General features: G+C 69.0%; 15 protein-coding genes. 4 read left to right on the forward strand and 11 right to left on the reverse strand.

Going from position 1 to position 16,681, the window contains the following annotated elements; genetic code table 11:
* Positions 1 to 18: 18 nt before the first annotated feature.
* The 11 genes from lpxD to rpsB form a co-directional block, all read right to left on the reverse strand.
* Positions 19 to 1,074, reverse strand: a complete 1,056-nt coding sequence (lpxD, locus tag EV685_RS04590; protein ID WP_242615413.1) for a UDP-3-O-(3-hydroxymyristoyl)glucosamine N-acyltransferase — start codon at positions 1,072 to 1,074, stop codon at positions 19 to 21.
* Entirely contained in the window at positions 1,071 to 1,595 is a 525-nt protein-coding gene (locus EV685_RS04595; protein ID WP_130480756.1) for an OmpH/Skp family outer membrane protein, read from the reverse strand. The genes lpxD and EV685_RS04595 overlap by 4 nt, the downstream gene beginning before the upstream one ends.
* Positions 1,595 to 3,907: an outer membrane protein assembly factor BamA gene (gene bamA, locus EV685_RS04600; protein WP_130480757.1), complete on the reverse strand. Its 2,313-nt coding sequence runs from the start codon at positions 3,905 to 3,907 to the stop codon at positions 1,595 to 1,597. The genes EV685_RS04595 and bamA overlap by 1 nt, the downstream gene beginning before the upstream one ends.
* 5 nt (positions 3,908 to 3,912) lie before the next feature.
* Positions 3,913 to 5,454 (reverse strand): RIP metalloprotease RseP, encoded by a 1,542-nt coding sequence (gene rseP / locus EV685_RS04605; RefSeq protein WP_130480758.1) that lies wholly within the window; start codon positions 5,452 to 5,454, stop codon positions 3,913 to 3,915.
* Positions 5,455 to 5,473: 19 nt separating this feature from the next.
* Complete coding sequence (locus EV685_RS04610) at positions 5,474 to 6,694, reverse strand: 1-deoxy-D-xylulose-5-phosphate reductoisomerase (RefSeq protein ID WP_130480759.1); 1,221 nt, start codon at positions 6,692 to 6,694, stop codon at positions 5,474 to 5,476.
* A gap of 11 nt (positions 6,695 to 6,705) precedes the next feature.
* Complete coding sequence (locus tag EV685_RS04615) at positions 6,706 to 7,542, reverse strand: phosphatidate cytidylyltransferase (protein ID WP_130480760.1); 837 nt, start codon at positions 7,540 to 7,542, stop codon at positions 6,706 to 6,708.
* A gap of 12 nt (positions 7,543 to 7,554) precedes the next feature.
* Positions 7,555 to 8,319, reverse strand: a complete 765-nt coding sequence (gene uppS / locus EV685_RS04620; protein ID WP_130480761.1) for a polyprenyl diphosphate synthase — start codon at positions 8,317 to 8,319, stop codon at positions 7,555 to 7,557.
* Positions 8,320 to 8,344: 25 nt separating this feature from the next.
* Positions 8,345 to 8,905: a ribosome recycling factor gene (frr, locus tag EV685_RS04625; RefSeq protein ID WP_130480762.1), complete on the reverse strand. Its 561-nt coding sequence runs from the start codon at positions 8,903 to 8,905 to the stop codon at positions 8,345 to 8,347.
* A gap of 94 nt (positions 8,906 to 8,999) precedes the next feature.
* Positions 9,000 to 9,710: a UMP kinase gene (pyrH, locus tag EV685_RS04630; protein WP_130480763.1), complete on the reverse strand. Its 711-nt coding sequence runs from the start codon at positions 9,708 to 9,710 to the stop codon at positions 9,000 to 9,002.
* 100 nt (positions 9,711 to 9,810) lie between these two features.
* Positions 9,811 to 10,701: a translation elongation factor Ts gene (tsf, locus tag EV685_RS04635; RefSeq protein ID WP_130480764.1), complete on the reverse strand. Its 891-nt coding sequence runs from the start codon at positions 10,699 to 10,701 to the stop codon at positions 9,811 to 9,813.
* Between the two features lie 103 nt (positions 10,702 to 10,804).
* The gene (gene rpsB / locus EV685_RS04640) at positions 10,805 to 11,551 is read right to left on the reverse strand and encodes a 30S ribosomal protein S2 (protein WP_130480765.1); all 747 of its coding nucleotides are present in this window, start codon (positions 11,549 to 11,551) and stop codon (positions 10,805 to 10,807) included.
* A gap of 267 nt (positions 11,552 to 11,818) precedes the next feature.
* Between rpsB and EV685_RS04645 the strand changes: the two genes are divergently transcribed.
* From EV685_RS04645 to EV685_RS04660, 4 genes are all read left to right on the forward strand, one after another.
* The gene (locus EV685_RS04645) at positions 11,819 to 13,243 is read left to right on the forward strand and encodes an amidase (protein ID WP_242615414.1); all 1,425 of its coding nucleotides are present in this window, start codon (positions 11,819 to 11,821) and stop codon (positions 13,241 to 13,243) included.
* On the forward strand, positions 13,243 to 14,526 hold the full coding sequence (locus tag EV685_RS04650) for an FAD-dependent oxidoreductase (RefSeq protein WP_130480766.1): 1,284 nt from the start codon (positions 13,243 to 13,245) through the stop codon (positions 14,524 to 14,526). Before EV685_RS04645 ends, EV685_RS04650 begins: the two co-directional genes overlap by 1 nt.
* Positions 14,523 to 14,987 carry a PIN domain-containing protein gene (locus EV685_RS04655; protein ID WP_130480767.1) on the forward strand — a complete coding sequence of 155 codons (465 nt, stop codon included), beginning with the start codon at positions 14,523 to 14,525 and terminating at the stop codon, positions 14,985 to 14,987. Before EV685_RS04650 ends, EV685_RS04655 begins: the two co-directional genes overlap by 4 nt.
* A 63-nt stretch (positions 14,988 to 15,050) precedes the next feature.
* A complete protein-coding gene (locus tag EV685_RS04660; protein WP_242615415.1) occupies positions 15,051 to 16,673 on the forward strand; it encodes an NAD(P)H-hydrate dehydratase in 1,623 nt (540 codons plus the stop codon).
* Positions 16,674 to 16,681: the final 8 nt, after the last annotated feature.

Consider the following 16,681-nt stretch of genomic DNA (forward strand, 5'->3'; position numbering starts at 1 on the left):
GCGTGGAGGTCGTCGTGTTCATGGTGTGTCGATCTTCTTTTCGAGGCTGCGCAGGCGATCGCGCAGCGTGTGCAGTTGACGCAAGGTGGCGGCGTTCTTTTCCCACGACGCGTTGTCGTCGATCGGGAACACGCCGCTGTACTGGCCGGGCCGGTTGATGGAGCGCATCACCACGCTGGCCGCCGAGATGTGCACGCCGTCGGCCAGTTCGAGGTGGCCCAGCACGATGGCGCCGCCGCCGACGGTGCAGCCGCGACCGATCTTCGCGCTCCCGGCGATGCCCACACATCCGGCCATGGCGCTGTGCTCGCCGATGTGCACGTTGTGGCCGACCTGGATCAGGTTGTCGAGCTTGACGCCGTCGCCGATCACCGTGTCGCCCAAGGCGCCCCGGTCGATGCAGGTGTTGGCGCCGATCTCGACGTGGTCGCCGATGCGCACGCCCCCGAGCTGCTCGATCTTGTCCCAGCGGCCCTGGTGCGGCGCGAAGCCGAAGCCGTCAGCGCCGATCACCACGCCGGCATGCAAAAGGCCGCTTGCGCCGATCGTCGTGCCATGCATCAGCGTCACGTGGGGCGCCAATCGGGTCCGTGCGCCGATGACGACGCCCGGGCCAACGACACAGTGGGCGCCGATGACCGCGCCAGCGCCGATGTCGGCACCGGCCTCGATCACCGCCAGCGGGCCGACCGTCACATCGGCGCCGAGCCTGACACCCTCGCCGATCACGGCCGACGCATGCACGCCGGCATGCTGGCCCGAACGCAACCTGGCAGCCCACCATTGGGTCAGCCGGGCGTAGTAGTGGTAGGGGTCGGGCGTGACGATGGCCGCACCGCGCTGCGCCGCCGCTTCGGCCAGGGCCGGGGCGACGATCACGCAGCCAGCTGCCGTGGTCTCGAGCTGCGCGCGGTAGCGCGGGTTGGCGACGAAGCTGATCGACTGTTCATCGGCCTGCCCGAGGGCGGCGATGCGATGGATCACCCGAGCCGGATCGCCGAGCAGGTCACCGCCCAGCGCCGCGTGGATCTCGTGCAGCGTGGTGGTGACGGTCAGGGCGTGTCGCGCGTTCACTTGGCCGCAGGGGCCTGTTGCGCGTTGAGGGCCTTGATCACCTTGTCGGTGATGTCGACGCGGGCGCTCCAGTGCACGGCATCCTGCAGGATCAGGTCATACCGTTCCTGCTCGGCGATCTGCTTGATGACCTTGTTGGCACGCTCGACGACGGCGGCAAGTTCCTCGTTCTTGCGCTGATTCAGGTCTTCCTGGAACTCGCGGCGCTTGCGGGTGATGTCGCGCTCTTGTTCGACCAGCTCGCGCTGACGGCGGTTGCGCTCGCTCTCGGCCAGCGTCGGCGCGTCCTTGTCGAGCTTCTCGGTCGCGGACTTCAGCCGTGCGGCGGCATCGTCGATGTCCTTGTTGCGCTTGCCGAACTCGGTCTCGAGCTTGGCCTGGGCTGCCTTGGCCGGCGCGGCGTCACGCAGCACACGATCGCTGCTGACGTAGCCGATCTTCAGCTCCTGGGCCCGCAGCATCGGGGCGGACAACGTCAACATGGCCGCGGTGGCCAGCGTCAAGAACGTGGACTTCTTCATCAGAATGCGGTGCCGATCTGGAACTGGAAGCGCTGGATTCTATCTGTTCGGGCATAGCGCAAGGGTTGGCCCCAGGACAGCTTGAGCGGCCCCACCGGAGAGATCCAGGACAGGCCGACGCCGGCCGACATGCGGATCGGGTTCTCCGACGAGTCGCCGATCTTCTCGCCCTCGCGCCAGACGTTGCCCGCATCGGCATAGCCGAAGATGCGCAGCGTGCGGTCGTTGCCGACGCCCGGGAAGGGCACGTACAGCTCGGCGTTGAGGTTCAGCCGGCGGTTGCCGCCCAGGTAGGCACCGGTCACGTCGACCGCACCGAGCGAGTTCTGGTCGAACGCCCGCACCGTGCCCAGGCCGCCGCCGTAGAAGTTCTTGAACACCGGGTAGTCACGACCGCCCAGCCCCTGGCCCCAGCCAAATTCGCCATTCAGACCCAGCGTGAAGCGCTTGCTCAGCGGGATGTACTGCTGGATCTGGTAGTTGCTGCGCAGGTAGCGGGTGTCGCCGGCCACGCCCCACTCGACGTTGACGCGCTGGTAGAGGCCCTTGTTGGGCACCAGCGCGCTGTCTCGGCCATCGCGCTGCCAGCCCAGCGTCAGCGGCACCGACGAGCTGGTGTCGCCGAACTGGGCCCGTTGGCGGAAGTAGACCTCGGGCAGCGCATTGGCCGCCTTGATCGTGGTGCGCTCCGCACCGATGCCGAAGAAGACCGTGTCCAGTTCGGAGAACGGAACGCCGAAGCGCACCGACGCGCCTGGCGTGACGAGCTGGTAGTCCTCGCCCTGGCTGTTGAGCGGCCGGTTGGTGCGGTAGAACACGTCGACCGTCCGGGAGATGCCGTCCTCGGTGAAGTAGGGGTTCACATGCGACAGCACCAGCGTGCGGGCGAGCTTGCCGGTGTTGAGCTCGACGCCCAGGTACTGGCCCGAGCCGAAGACGTTGTCCTGCTTGACCGCGAAGTTGAACGACAGCTTCTCGGCGCTGGAGAAGGTCGCGCCCAGCAGCAGGCTGCCGGTCGGCTTCTCGGTGACGTTCATGGTCAGGTCGACCTGGTCGAAGGTGCCTGGCACCTCGCTGGTGTCGAACTCGGCCTCGCTGAAGTAGCCCAGCCGGTTGACCCGGTCACGCGAGAGCTGGATGCGCGCACCGTCGTACCAGGCCGATTCGAGCTGGCGCAGCTCGCGCCGGATCACCTCGTCGCGGGTGCGCGAGTTGCCAGCCACGTTGATGCGGCGCACGTAAACACGCCGGCCCGGGTCGGCGTTGAGCTGCACCTGCACACGACCGGTGTTGCGGTCGACCTGCGGCACGGCCTCGACCCGCGCGAAGGCGAAGCCGAACAGGCCGAAGCGGTCGGTGAAGGCCCGCTGGGTGTCGTTGACCGCCTCGGAGCGATAGGGCTCGCCCGGCTTGATCGTCACCAGCGACTTGAACTCGTCGTCCTTGCCCAGGTAGTTGCCCGACAACCGTACCGCGGTGACGGTGTACTGCTGGCCCTCGCGCACGTTGATCGTGATCGAGATCGACTGCTTGTCCGGCGAGATCGCGACCTGGGTCGACTCGACCACGAACTCGAGGTAGCCGCGGTTGAGATACCACGCCCGCAGCGTCTCCAGGTCCGCGTTGAGCTTGGCCCGCGAGTAACGGTCGCTCTTGGTGTACCAGGTCATGACGCCGCCAGCGGTCAGGTCCAGTTCGGCCAGCAAGGTGCTCTCCGAGAAGGCCTGGCTGCCGGTGATGCGGATCTCGCCGATGCGGGCGATGCCGCCCTCGTTGACCGCGAAGCTGACGTTGACGCGGTTGCGCTCGATCGGCGTGATGGTGGTGACCACCTCGGCGCCGTAGTAGCTGCGGGTCAGGTACTGGCGCTTGAGCTCCTGCTCGGCGCGGTCTGCCAGACCGCGGTCGAAGGGCTGGCCCTCGCCGATGCCGACGTCCTTGAGCGCCTTGACCAGCGTGTCGCGGTCGAACTCGCTGGTGCCGGTGAAGTCGACGCTGGCGATGATCGGCCGCTCCTCGATCACGACCACCACGACCTGACCGGTGACCTCCAGGCGCACATCCTTGAACAGGCCGGTGGCGAAGAGCGCCCGCAGGGCCGCCGCACCCTTGTCGTCGTTGTAGGTGTCACCCACGCGGAAGGGCAGGGACGCGAAGACGGTGCCGGCTTCGGTGCGCTGCAGGCCTTCGATGCGGATGTCCTGCAGCACAAAGGGCGACACGGCCCAGGCCGGCAGGCCCAGGCCGAGCCAGCCGGCCACGATGGCCGCGGCCAGGCGCGAGGTGGGACGGTGTTGTGCAGGTGCGTGCATGCGTTTCACAGCTGCCCGACCAGGCGGGCGACGTCGTTGTAGAGGGCCAGCGACATCATCACGAGGATGATGAACAGCCCGCCACGCTGGAAGCGTTCGAGCCAGGCATCGGGAATCGGGCGACCGGTCAGCGCCTCAACCGCAAAGAACAGCAGATGGCCACCATCGAGCATCGGCAGGGGCAGCAGGTTGAGCACGCCCAGGCTGACGCTGACGACGGCCAGGAAGCCTAAGTAGTAGGCCAGGCCGAGCTGGACCGACTGTCCGGCGTATTCGGCAATCGTCAACGGGCCGCTCAGGTTGCGGGGCGAGGCCTCGCCGGTCACGATGCGGGTGAGCATCTTCAGCGTCAACGTGGCCATCTCGCCGGTGCGCTCTACGCCGCGTTGAAGGCCCTCCAGCGGACCGAGCCGGACCAGCGCCAGCTTGACGCCCGAACCGACAACCGCCTCGATGCGGCCGACGCGCTGACCACGGTCGTCGACGATGGCCGGCGTGACCACGATCTCCAGGCGTTCACCGGCACGGTCGATCTCCCACCGCTGGCTGCCCGGCGGCAAGGCGACCGGTGGCGGCGCCGCAGCGGCCTGCAGGGGATCGGCGATGTCGGCGGCCGGGGCGATGTCGGTGGAGCTCGGGGCTTCGACGGTGGACGCAGCGGGCGGGGTGACGGGCGGGTTGGCGGACGCCACGGCAGGCTGGGCCGGATCCGTCGTCGCCGACCCTTCGGGCACGTCCCGAGATGCGGCACGGATGATCGCGCGCAGCGCAGCCCCGTCGGTGATCGCCAGGCCATCGACGCTGAGCACCCGGTCCCCCGGTCGCAGGCCAGCCTGCTCGGCCGCGCCGCCGGCAACGATCTCGCCTAGCACCGGTTCGGACAAGGGCCCCGGCAAACCGATGCGGCGCATCAGACCGGGGTCGGCGTCGGTGGCGCCCAGGCTGGCGAGATCGAGCGTCAGGGACTGATCGCTGCCATCGACACGCCGCACGACCATGTCGACATTGCGACCATCGAGCGCCGCCCGGGTCAGCTGCCAGCGCAGGTCGGTGAAAGAGAACACTGAATGGCCCGCGCCATCCTTCGCGTCGGCATCGGCCAGACGCAGCACCTGGTCACCCGGGCGCACGCCCGCCAGCTCGGCCGGCGATCCCGCCACCGGCGTGCCCAGCAGCGGCAGAGGTTCTTCGGTGCCGACCCAGTGGGCGGCGGCATACAGGACCACCGCCAGCACCAGGTTGGCGATCGGTCCGGCGGCGACGATGAAGGCGCGCTGCGGCAAGGGTTTGCGGTTGAAGGCGCGGTTCTGCTCACCCGCGTCGACCGGGGCCTCGCGCTCGTCGAGCATGCGCACATAGCCGCCCAACGGCAGCAGGCCGAGGACCCATTCGGTCTCACCGATCTGGCGGCGCCAGATCGGCCGGCCGAAGCCGATGGAGAAGCGCAGCACCTTGACGTTGCAGGCCCGTGCGGCGCGGTAGTGGCCCCACTCGTGCACGGCGATCAGCACCGCCAGCGTCAGCAGGAAAGACAGCAAGGTGTTCATGCGCTCTCGCGGCAGGCCGTCAGGCCGCCAGTTCCAACACGCGCTGGCGGGCCAGCGCGCGGGTTTCCTGGTCGAGCGCCAGCAGGCCCTCGACCGATGAGGCCGCCGTCTCCGGCACGGCCAAGCGAGCCAGGAGGTCCGCGTTCAGCGCGGCGATCTGGTCGAAGCGCAAGCGGCCAGCCAGAAAGGCCTCGACCGCCACCTCGTTGGACGCGTTCAGCACCGCGGTGCTGCCCTCGCGGGCGCGCAGCGCTTGCCAGGCCAGCATCAGCCCAGGGTAGCGGCGCTCATCGGCCGGCTCGAAGGTCAGGGGCTTGAGGCCCAGGAAGTCCAGCCGCGAGGCACCGGACTCGATCCGCGCCGGCCAGCTCAGGCCGTAGGCGATCGGCACGCGCATGTCGGGCGTGCCCATCTGCGCCAGCACCGAGTTGTCGCGACAGACCACCATCGAATGGATGATGCTCTGGGGGTGCAGCACGACCCGGACCTGCTCGGGCCTCAGGTCGAACAGCCAGCGCGCCTCGATCACCTCGAGCGCCTTGTTCATCATCGTGGCCGAGTCGACCGAGATCTTGCGGCCCATCACCCAGTTCGGGTGTGCGCAGGCCTGGTCGGGCGTGACGCTGGCCAGCGTGGCCGGATCGCGCTCGCGGAACGGACCGCCCGAGGCGGTCAGCACGATGTGGTCGATGCGCGAGGCCCAGGTCGAACGGTCCTCGGGCAGGCACTGGAAGATTGCCGAGTGCTCGCTGTCGATCGGCAGCAGCGTCGCGCCACCCGCCTTGACCGCGTTCATGAACAGCGCACCGCCCAGCACGATGGCTTCCTTGTTGGCCAGCATCAGGCGCTTGCCGGCGCGTGCGGCGGCCAGGCAGGGCGGCAGCCCGGCGGCGCCCACGATCGCGGCCATCACCGCATCGGTGCCCGGATCGGCGGCCACCTGGCACAGCGCGTCGGCGCCGTGCAGGACCTCGGTGGACAGACCGGCCGCGCGTAGGCGTTGCTGCAGGTCGGCGGCCTGGTCGGCACGGGCCACGACCGCCTGACGGGGTCGCCAGGTCAGGCACTGCGCGGCCAGCTCGTCGATGCGGCCGTGCGCCGTCAGCGTCGTGACCTCGTAGGCCTGCGGGTGACGGGCCAGCACGTCCAGCGTGCTGGTGCCGATCGAGCCGGTCGAGCCAAGGATGCACACGCGCAGCCGGCCAGCGGCTGACGGCGTCGGGCGGGTCGTGGTGTTCATGGCGGCGGCACTCATGTCGTCAACAGGGCCAGCGCCAGCGGGCAGACCGGCAGCAGGGCATCGATGCGATCCAGCACGCCGCCATGGCCCGGCAGCAGCGCACTGCTGTCCTTGGCGCCCGCGCTGCGCTTGACCAGCGACTCGAACAGGTCGCCCACCACGCTCAAGGCGGCCAGGAACAGGCAAGCGACGACGAGGCCAGCCCAGCCACCGCGCTGGAGCAAGGCGGTGTAGAGGCTGGCGCCCGCATCCGGGTGGCCGGCGTCCCAGGCGATCCAGCCCAGCGCCAGCAGCATCACACCCGCCATCCCGGTGTAGACGCCTGCCCAGCTCTTGCCCGGACTGATCGCCGGCGCCAGCTTGCGCCGGCCCCAGGCACGGCCACCGAAATACGCCGCGATGTCGGCCATCCAGACCAGGCAGAACAGCGAGAGCAGGAAGTTCAGGCCGCGCAAGCGCGCCTCGGCGATCGCCAGCCAGGTCAGCCACAGCAGCACGAGGCCGACCAGCAGGCGCAAGCCGGCGGGCACCTGGGGCCAGCCAACCACGCCACGAGACAGCGCCCAGGCGCCGCCCAGCACCCAGAGCAGCAAGGCCAGTTGCCACAGCCAGGACGGCACGTGACCGACCCAGCCTTGCGCCAGAGCCCCGCCGCAACCGGTCGCGACGACGGCGGCCAGCACGATCGCAGCGATGCCCGGTGACTGGTTCAGGCGAGCCCATTCCCAGCCGGCGGCGGCAATCATCACCAGCGTGAGCAACTGGAAGGGCCAGGGGCTGGCGGCCAGCAGGGCCGGCAGCAACACGGCAAGCAGAACCAGGGCCGTGATGACGCGCGTTCTGAGCATGGACCGGCGGCCTCAGGTTTCGGGGGCGAAGCTGACGGGGGTTCCGTCGGACTTGACGTCCTTCTTGACCCGGCCGTATCGACGGTCCCGGGCGGCGAAGTCTGCCAGGGCCGCGTCGAGCGCACGCTCGTCGAAGTCAGGCCAGAGGCAGTCGGTGAAGTACAACTCGGCGTAGGCCGCCTGCCAGAGCAGGAAGTTCGAGATGCGGACCTCGCCGCCGGTGCGGATGAAGAGGTCCAGTTCCGGCGCATCGGCCAGCGACAGGCGCCGCGCGATGGCCGCATCGTCGATGGCGTCGGGCTCGACGCCGTCGCGCACCAGCGCCTGGCAGGCCTGCACCATGTCCCAGCGGCCGCCGTAGTTGAAGGCGACGTTGACGGTGATGGCCTGGTTGGCAGCGGTCATGCGCTCGGCATGGTCCCAGGCTTCGCGGACCTTGGCGGCCACCCTCGCCCGGTCCCCGATGATGCGGATGCGCACGCCATCGGCCGCCATGCGTTCAAGGTACTTCGAGACCGCCACCAGCACCAGGTTCATCAGCCCGGAGACTTCTTCCTGAGGCCGGTTCCAGTTCTCGGACGAGAACGCGAAGACCGTCAGATGGGCGATGCCACGATCACGACAGGCGTGGATGATGCGCACCAACGCGTCGACACCGAACTTGTGGCCGATCACGCGCGGCATCATGCGGCGGTTGGCCCAGCGGCCATTGCCATCCATGACGATGGCGAGGTGACGCGGCACGCGCGAGGTGGCGCCGTTCGGAGGTGGACTCATCGGACCGCGATCGGGAAGACGGCCGTCAGACGGCCATGATCTCGGCTTCCTTGCCTTGCACCAGCTTGTCGATCTCGACCACGGTGCGGTCGGTCAGCTTCTGCACCTCGTCGACCGAGCGGCGCTCGTCGTCCTCGGTGATCAGCTTGTCCTTGAGCAGCTTCTTGGCGTGTTCGTTGGCATCGCGACGCAGGTTGCGCACGGCCACCTTGGCGTCCTCGCCGGCATGGCGCACGACCTTGCTCAGCTCCTTGCGGCGCTCTTCGGTCAGCGCCGGCATCGGCACGCGGATCAGGTCACCCATGGCGGCCGGGTTCAGACCCAGGTCAGAGTCGCGGATCGCGCGCTCGATCTTCTGGGCCATGCCCTTTTCCCAGGGCTGGACGCTGATGGTGCGGGCGTCGATCAGCGACACGTTGGCAACCTGGCTGATCGGCAGCATCGAGCCGTAGTAGTCGACCTGCACCTGGTCGAGGATGCCCGGATGGGCCCGGCCGGTGCGGATCTTCTGGAGTTCGTTCTTGAAGGACTCGATGGACTTGGCCATCTTGGCTTCGGCGGTCTTCTTGATGTCGGCGATGCTCATCTCGGGCTCCTCGGGTAACGCTCGGCACAGGGCGGCTCGGGCGTCGGGGTGCGGGCTGGGCGCCGATGGAAGACGCCCTCGCCCGTCACCGGGTTCAGACGTGGACCAGCGTGCCCTCGTCCTCGCCCATGACCACGCGCTTGAGCGCGCCGGGCTTGAAGATCGAGAACACCTTGATCGGCAGCTTCTGGTCGCGGCACAGCGCGAAGGCGGTCGCGTCCAGCACCTGCAGGTTCTGGATGATGGCCTCATCGAAGGTCAACGAGGGATAGCGCGTGGCGTTCGGATCCTTCTTCGGATCGGCCGTGTAGACGCCATCGACCTTGGTCGCCTTGAGCATGATCTCGGCACCCATCTCGGCACCCCGCAGCGCGGCTGCGGTATCGGTCGTGAAGAAGGGGTTGCCGGTTCCGCCGGCGAACACCACGACCTTGCCTTCTTCGAGGTACTGCAGCGCCTTGGGCCGCACATAGGGTTCGACGACCTGGTCGATGCCGATGGCCGACATCACGCGGGCGGTCATGCCCTCCTGGCGCATCGTGTCGGCCAGCGCGAGCGCGTTCATCACGGTGGCCAGCATGCCCATGTAGTCGGCCGTGGCGCGATCCATGCCCACCGATCCGCCAGCCACGCCGCGGAAGATGTTGCCCCCGCCGATGACCACCGCCACCTCGCAGCCGAGCTGAGTGATTTCCTGGACTTCCCGCACCATCCGGACGATGGTCGAGCGGTTGATGCCGTAGGCGTCATCGCCCATCAGGGCCTCTCCGGAAAGTTTCAGCAGGATGCGCTTGTAGGCCGGCATGCAGGGTCCTCGGGGTAGCAAAAACAGCGTTCGAGTGTAGGCCAAGGCGTTGTCGCCCTGGCCCTTGGGCCGACCCGATCAGGGCCGGTCCGGGACCGTCTTACTGGCCCTTGGCAGCAGCGACCTGGGCAGCCACCTCGGCTGCGAAGTCGTCTTGCTTCTTCTCGATGCCTTCGCCAACGATGAACATCGTGAACGAGGCAACCGAGGTGCCGGCAGCCTTGAGCATCTGCTCGACGGTCTGCTTGTCGTTCTTGACGAAGGGCTGGTTGAACAGCGAGACCTCCTTGAGGTACTTCTGCACCGAGCCTTCGATCATCTTGGCGGCGATCTCGGCAGGCTTGCCCGACTCGGCAGCCTTGGCGGTGGCCACCGAACGTTCCTTGTCGATCAGGTCGGACGGCACATCGGCCTGGGTCAGCGCCACCGGCTTCATCGCCGCGACGTGCATCGCCACGTCCTTGGCGGCCGCGCCGTCGCCGGTGTATTCGACCAGCACGCCGATGCGCACGCCGTGCAGGTAGTGGGCCAGCTGGCCACCACCGGCGTAGCGCTTGAAGCGGCGGATCGACATGTTCTCGCCGATCTTGCCGATCAGGCCCTTGCGCACGTCTTCAACCGTCGGGCCGAAGTCTTCCATTGCCAGCGGCAGCGCCGACAGCGCGGCCACGTCGACCGGGTTGTGGTCGGCCACCAACTGGGCGATCGACTGCACGAAGCCCAGGAAGGTGTCGTTCTTGGAGACGAAATCGGTCTCGCAGTTGACCTCGATCAGCGCGCCCACGTCGCCGTTGACGGCGGCAGCGATGACGCCTTCGGCGGTCACGCGGCTGGCGGCCTTGCTCGCCTTGTTGCCGAGCTTGACCCGCAGGATCTCCTCGGCCTTGTCCATGTTGCCCTCAGCCTCGGTCAGTGCCTTCTTGCACTCCATCATCGGGGCGTCGGTCTTGGCGCGCAGTTCGGCGACCATGCTGGCGGTGATTGCAGCCATTGTTCAACTCCTGTCACGGAAGATGGCCGCACCCACTGCAGCCATCGGGAAATCTCGAAAAAAAGGGGCTGTAGCAGCCCCTTGCTCACCGGTCCCGAAGGACTCAGGCAGCGTCGTTGACCTCGACGAACTCGTCGCCGTTGGAAGCCACGGCCTCGATCACTTCATTGACCGAGTTCGCCTTGCCTTCGATCACGGCGTCGGCCATCACGCGGGCGTACAGCGCCACGGCCTTGGCCGAGTCGTCGTTGCCGGGGATGACGTAGTCGATGCCTTCGGGCGAGTGGTTGGTGTCGACCACGCCAATGACCGGAATGCCCAGCTTGCGGGCTTCGGCGATCGCGATCTTGTGATAGCCGACGTCGATGACGAACAGCGCATCAGGCAGGGCGCTCATCGCGGCGATGCCACCGATGTCCTTCTGCAGCTTGTCGATCTCGCGCTGGAACATCAGCGCTTCCTTCTTGATCGACGGCTGGGTGCCAGCCTCGACCATGGCCTGCATCTCGTTGAGCTTCTTCAGCGAACCCTTGACGGTCTTGAAGTTGGTCAGCATGCCGCCGAGCCAGCGCTGGTCGACGTAAGGCATACCGGCACGAGCCGCTTCCATCGCGACGACGTCACGCGCTTGGCGCTTGGTGCCGACGAACAGGATGTTGCCGCGGCGCGAGGCGAGCTGGCGGGCGAACTTGGTGGCCTCGTGGAAGAGCGGAACCGTCTTCTCGAGGTTGATGATGTGGATCTTGTTGCGATGGCCGAAGATGTACGGGGCCATCTTGGGGTTCCAGAAGCGCGTCTGGTGTCCGAAATGGACGCCGGCTTCCAGCATGTCACGCATGGTGAAGGACATGAATTGCTCCAAAGGTTGGATCTAGAATCCGGCTCGAATTGCACGCAGTGACAAGAGAAACACGCGGCACACACGACCAGGATTTCTCCTCGTTCGCTGCCCGCATCCTCTGCAGTCGCAACACCTTCAGTTCGCTTCGCTGGCCTATCCAGTTCAGCTGCCGGACTCGCGTTTGAGACACAAGTCGTCTTGACGCCCCACCTGTCGGACCGGTCTTCCAGACCCGCCCAAAGGTGTTCACGAAAAAACCCAAAGAGTATAGCAGCCGTGAAGAGCCGTCCCGCGCCGGAGCCCCTGCAGGCGCCCCATCAGACCGATCCCAGCCGCCACATGGACCTGCTGGCCGCTCGCGCCAGCGTTCAGGCGCGGCACACCAAGGCCGTCGACCTGCTCGATGGTGCCGCGCGATGCGCCGAGTCGCCCGAAGCGGCCTGCGCCCATGTGCTGATCGACCTCGACAGCGCCCTCGCGGCTGCGCAGCAGGCCGACGCGAAGGTCGCAGCCGGCACCGACCCCGGCGCACTGGCCGGCCTGTCGATCAGCGTGAAGGACCTCTTCGACGTGCGCGGCCAGGTCACGCGGGCCGGCTCGACCTGGCTGAACGAAGGACACGCTGCGGTCCACGACGCAGCGGCTGTCGCCCGCCTGCGTGCGGCCGGCGCGGCCCTGATCGGCCGCACGCAAATGACCGAGTTCGCCTTCTCCGGCGTCGGCCTCAACCCGCACACCGGCACGCCGGCCAACGTCGCCCTGTCTCGCCTCGGGCTGGACGGCCGCGCGCCCGGTGGCTCGACCTCCGGTGGCGCCGTCTCAGTGGCCAGCGGTGCGTCCTGGGCGGCACTCGGCAGCGACACCGGCGGTTCGCTGCGCATCCCTGCTGCGCTGCACGGTCTGGTCGGCTTCAAGTGCAGCCAGCATCGCGTCCCGCTGGCCGGCAGCGTGCCGCTGGCACCCAGCTTCGACACGGTCGGCGCCATCACCCGCAGCGTGCGCGACGCGATCGTCTTGCACGAGGTCCTTGGCGACCGGCGCGTGAATCTGCCGGGCAAACCCCTGCGCGGCCTGCGGCTGGGCTGGACACGCCGGCTCTTTCTCGATGCCCTGGAACCGGCCATCGGCGCGGCCTGGCAGCGCAGCCTCGACGTGCTGGCCGCAGCCGGCGCCGATCTGGTCCCGTTGGACCTGGCCGCGCTCGACGACGTGCCCCGTCTGACCGATGGCGGTGGCATCACCGCTGCCGAGGCCTGGGCCTGGCACGCGCCGCAGTTGGACGCCCGTGCCGATGCCTACGATCCGCGCGTGCTGTCGCGCATCCTGCGCGGCCGGGCCATCGACGCCAGCCAGCTCGCCGCCTTGCGGACCTTGCGCGCCGACTGGATCACGCGGCTGTCGGCCCAGATGGCCGACGTCGACCTGATGCTCGCGCCCACCGTCGCCCGCGCCGCACCGCCAATCGCTGACCTGCAGGCCGACGACACCGCCTTCTTCGACCTGAACGCCGCGCTGCTGCGCAACCCCGCCGTGATCAACTTGTTCGACGGCTGCGCGCTCAGCCTGCCCGCGCCAGTGGCGGCCAACGCCGCCCCGGTCGGCCTGATGCTGTGGGCTGGACGGGATGCCGACGATCGCCTCCTCGATGCCGCCCTGGCCATCGAGGTTGCCTTGCGCAACGCCGTTGGCGGGAGCCGCTGATGCGCATTGCCGTGATCGGTGCCGGCGTGGCTGGCATGGCCAGCGCCTGCGAACTGTCCGAGCAGGGCCACGACGTCACCGTCTATGACCGCCACGACGGCGTGGCCGAGGCGTCCAGCTTCGCGCATGCCAACCTGCTGACGCCGGGCCTCGTGTCGCCTGCGGCCGCACCCGGCCTGCGACGCTGGCTTTGGCGCGGCTTGCGCCACCACTCGGCGGCCTTGCGCTGGCACCCGCTGCAGTCGCCGGCCACCTACCGCTGGCTGTGGCGTTGGTGGCGTGCCAGCCGGCGAGGTCATGGCGACGACGTGCGGGCCATGACGGAGCTGGCGCTGCTGAGCATGCGCCGCCTGGACAGCATCAGCCGCAACTTCTCGATCGCACACGAACGCAGTGCCGGCGTGCTGGTGCTGCTGCGCCATGCCAGCGAACTCGCGCCAACCCACCGCCATGCCCAGATGCTGCGCGAGCTGGGCTGGTCGGCCCGTGAACTCAGCCCCGAGGAATGCCGCGAGGTGGAGCCCCACCTGGGCCACAGCACCTTGGCCGGCGGTCTGCAGTTGCCGCTCGATGCGGTCAGCAACTGCCGGCTGTGGGTCCAGCGCTTACGTGACGCACTCGTGCGCGAGCGCGGTGTGCAACTGCGGCTGGGCACCGAGGTCCGCGCGATCCGTCCGGCGCACACGGGCCAGGGTGTCGACCTGACGCTGGCCGCCCGGCCCGGCAGTCGCGTCGGCCCTGGAGGTGCCGAACAAGGCATGCACCACGACGCCGTCGTGCTTTGCGCGGGCGCCGACACTGGCCTGCTGCAGGGCGTGGGCGTGCGCATCCCGCTGATGCCGGTCTGGGGCCAGTCGCTGACGCTGCGCCTGCGGCCCGACAGCCTGGCGCTGCAGTCCGGCGTGATCGACGCCCGCGCTGGCGTCACGCTGACACGGCTGGGCGAGCGCCTGCGCGTGACCGGCGGCTACACGCTGGGCCCGCGCGGCGCCCGGGCATCGGAAGACGCGCTGCGGCCCTTGTACGGCGCGCTCGACCGCTGGTTCGGCCACGCCACCGAACGCGCTTCTCCGCTGATCTGGCAGGGTGCGCGCCCGATGTTGCCGGACGGCCCACCCATCATCGGCCCGGCGCCGATGCCAGGCGTCTGGCTCAACGTCGGCCACGGCGCGCACGGCTGGACTCTGGCCTGCGGCAGCGCCAAGCTGCTGGCCGAACAGATCTCGGGCCAGAACCCGTCGGTCGACCCAGTGCCCTTTGCCCTGTCACGGTGGCAGGCATGACGAACGAAGCGGTCCCGGTGGTCATCGACACCAATGTCGTGCTGGACTGGCTCGTCTTCGACAGCCCCGACACGGCGCCGCTGGCCGCTGCGATCACCGCCGGTCGGCTGCACTGGCTGGCCACGGCAGCGATGCGCGAAGAGTCGCTGGAGGTGCTCGATCGCCTGCGGACCCACGCCCACCTGCAACGCTGGGAGGCCCGGCGCGAAGGGGCCCTGGAAGCGGTGGCACGCTGGATGCAGCCCATCGAGTCGCCGCCCCCCCTGCCCTGGCCGATGCGCCTGCGCAGCGTCGACCCGGACGACCAGATCTACATCGACCTGGCGCTGCACCGACGCATCCCCTGGCTGCTGAGCCGTGACCGGGCACTGCTCAAACTCGCCAAGCGGGCTCGCATGCACGGGGTGCAGGTGCTCACGCCGCTGCAGTGGAACGTGGCCTGGCGCAACGCCGCAGCATGAGCGCTCGCTAGCATCGACGCCATGCCGATGCCCGCGTTCACACCCTGCTCCGCCCCCCGCCGCTTGCTCGAAGAAGGCGGCTACGCCGACGCCGTCGACCTGCACGACGCCGCCCATGCCGCCGAGTTAGAACGTGTCTTGGCGTCAACCCGCGCGCCGCTGGCCTTGATGCAAGCCGCCGGCCTGGCCGTCGCAAGGCTGGCACGGGCGATGACGCCTCATGCCCGTCGCGTGCGCGTGCTGGCCGGTCCCGGCAACAACGGCGGCGACGGCTTCGAGGCCGCCGCGCGCCTGAAGGCGGACTGGCCCGACGTCCACATCGACCTGGCCTGGCTGGGCCACCCAGCATCACAACCCGGCGACGCGGCGGCATCGCGCCTGCGGGCCGAAGCGGCCGGCGTGGCGATCACGGAGCTGGATCACCCGCCAACGGGCGCGGCCGACCGGCTGGCCACTTGGTGCGCCGAACTGGCCCAGGCTGACGGCGACACGCTCGTCATCGACGCCCTGCTGGGACGCGGCCTGAACCGGCCCGTCAGTGGCGATCTGGCCCGGCTGATCGATGCACTCAACACCGGCGCGGCCCGGGTCCTGTCGGTCGACCTGCCGTCCGGCCTGAACGGCGACGTCGGCGTCTGGCCCGACGGTGTCGACGCACCGATCGTCCGGGCCGACACGACACTGGCCTTGCTCAGTCCTTCGCCGGGCCTGTGCACCGGCATGGGTCGCGACGTGGTTGGCGAGTTGTGGTGGCATGACCTGGGCACGGGATCGGCCACGCCTCATGCCGTCGCCGCGCAAGCCCGTCTGGCACGCGGTTCCGCACTGGCCAGGCTGCTGCAGCCGCGCCCGCACCGTCAGCACAAGGGCAGCGTCGGCGACCTGTGGGTCATCGGCGGCGATGTCGCGATGCAGGGCGCCGCATGGCTGGCCGCCCGCGCAGCGCTCGAATGTGGCGCCGGGCGCGTGCATGTGGATCTGCTCGATGCCCAGGGCCTCGGCCTGGACCCAGGCCAGCCTGAGTTGATGGTCGGACGATGCGCCGACCGCGATGAGCTGGCCCGCGCCACGGTCATCGCCGGTTGTGGCGGTGGCCCAGCCATCGCCGCCCGCTTGCCCGAACTGCTGTCGACCACCGCCCGGCTGGTTCTGGACGCCGACGCGCTCAACGCAATCGCGCGGGACACCAACCTGCAGGATCGCTTGCGTGAACGGTCCGCGCGCGGACAGGCCAGTGTCTTGACGCCGCATCCGCTCGAAGCGGCGCGCCTGCTCGGCAGCGACGTTGCCGCGGTTCAGGCGGATCGCCTGGCTGCTGTCCGCGCCCTGGCCACGTCCTACCGCTGCACCGCACTGCTCAAGGGCTCGGGCACCCTCGTCTGCAGCGCATCCAGCGGTGCGTTGCCGACGATCAACGGCAGCGGCAACGCGGCGCTCGCGACGCCCGGCAGCGGCGACGTGCTGGCCGGCGTGATCGGCGCGTTCTGGAGCCAACTGGCGATTCGGCCGCTGGTCGAGGAAGGCCCGGGCGACGACGCGGCGACCCTTGCAACCCGGGCCGCCGTCGATCTGCACGGCCGGGTGGCTCAATCGATGAGCCACCGCGGTGCCGCATTGCCGGCATCGCGCCTGGTCAGCGGCCTGGGTGACTGGCTGAGGCGGCAGGCGCCGCCTCGCTCCGCCTGAGGACGGGT

The organism is Sphaerotilus mobilis, from assembly GCF_004216565.1.
Lineage (GTDB): Bacteria > Pseudomonadota > Gammaproteobacteria > Burkholderiales > Burkholderiaceae_C > Sphaerotilus > Sphaerotilus mobilis.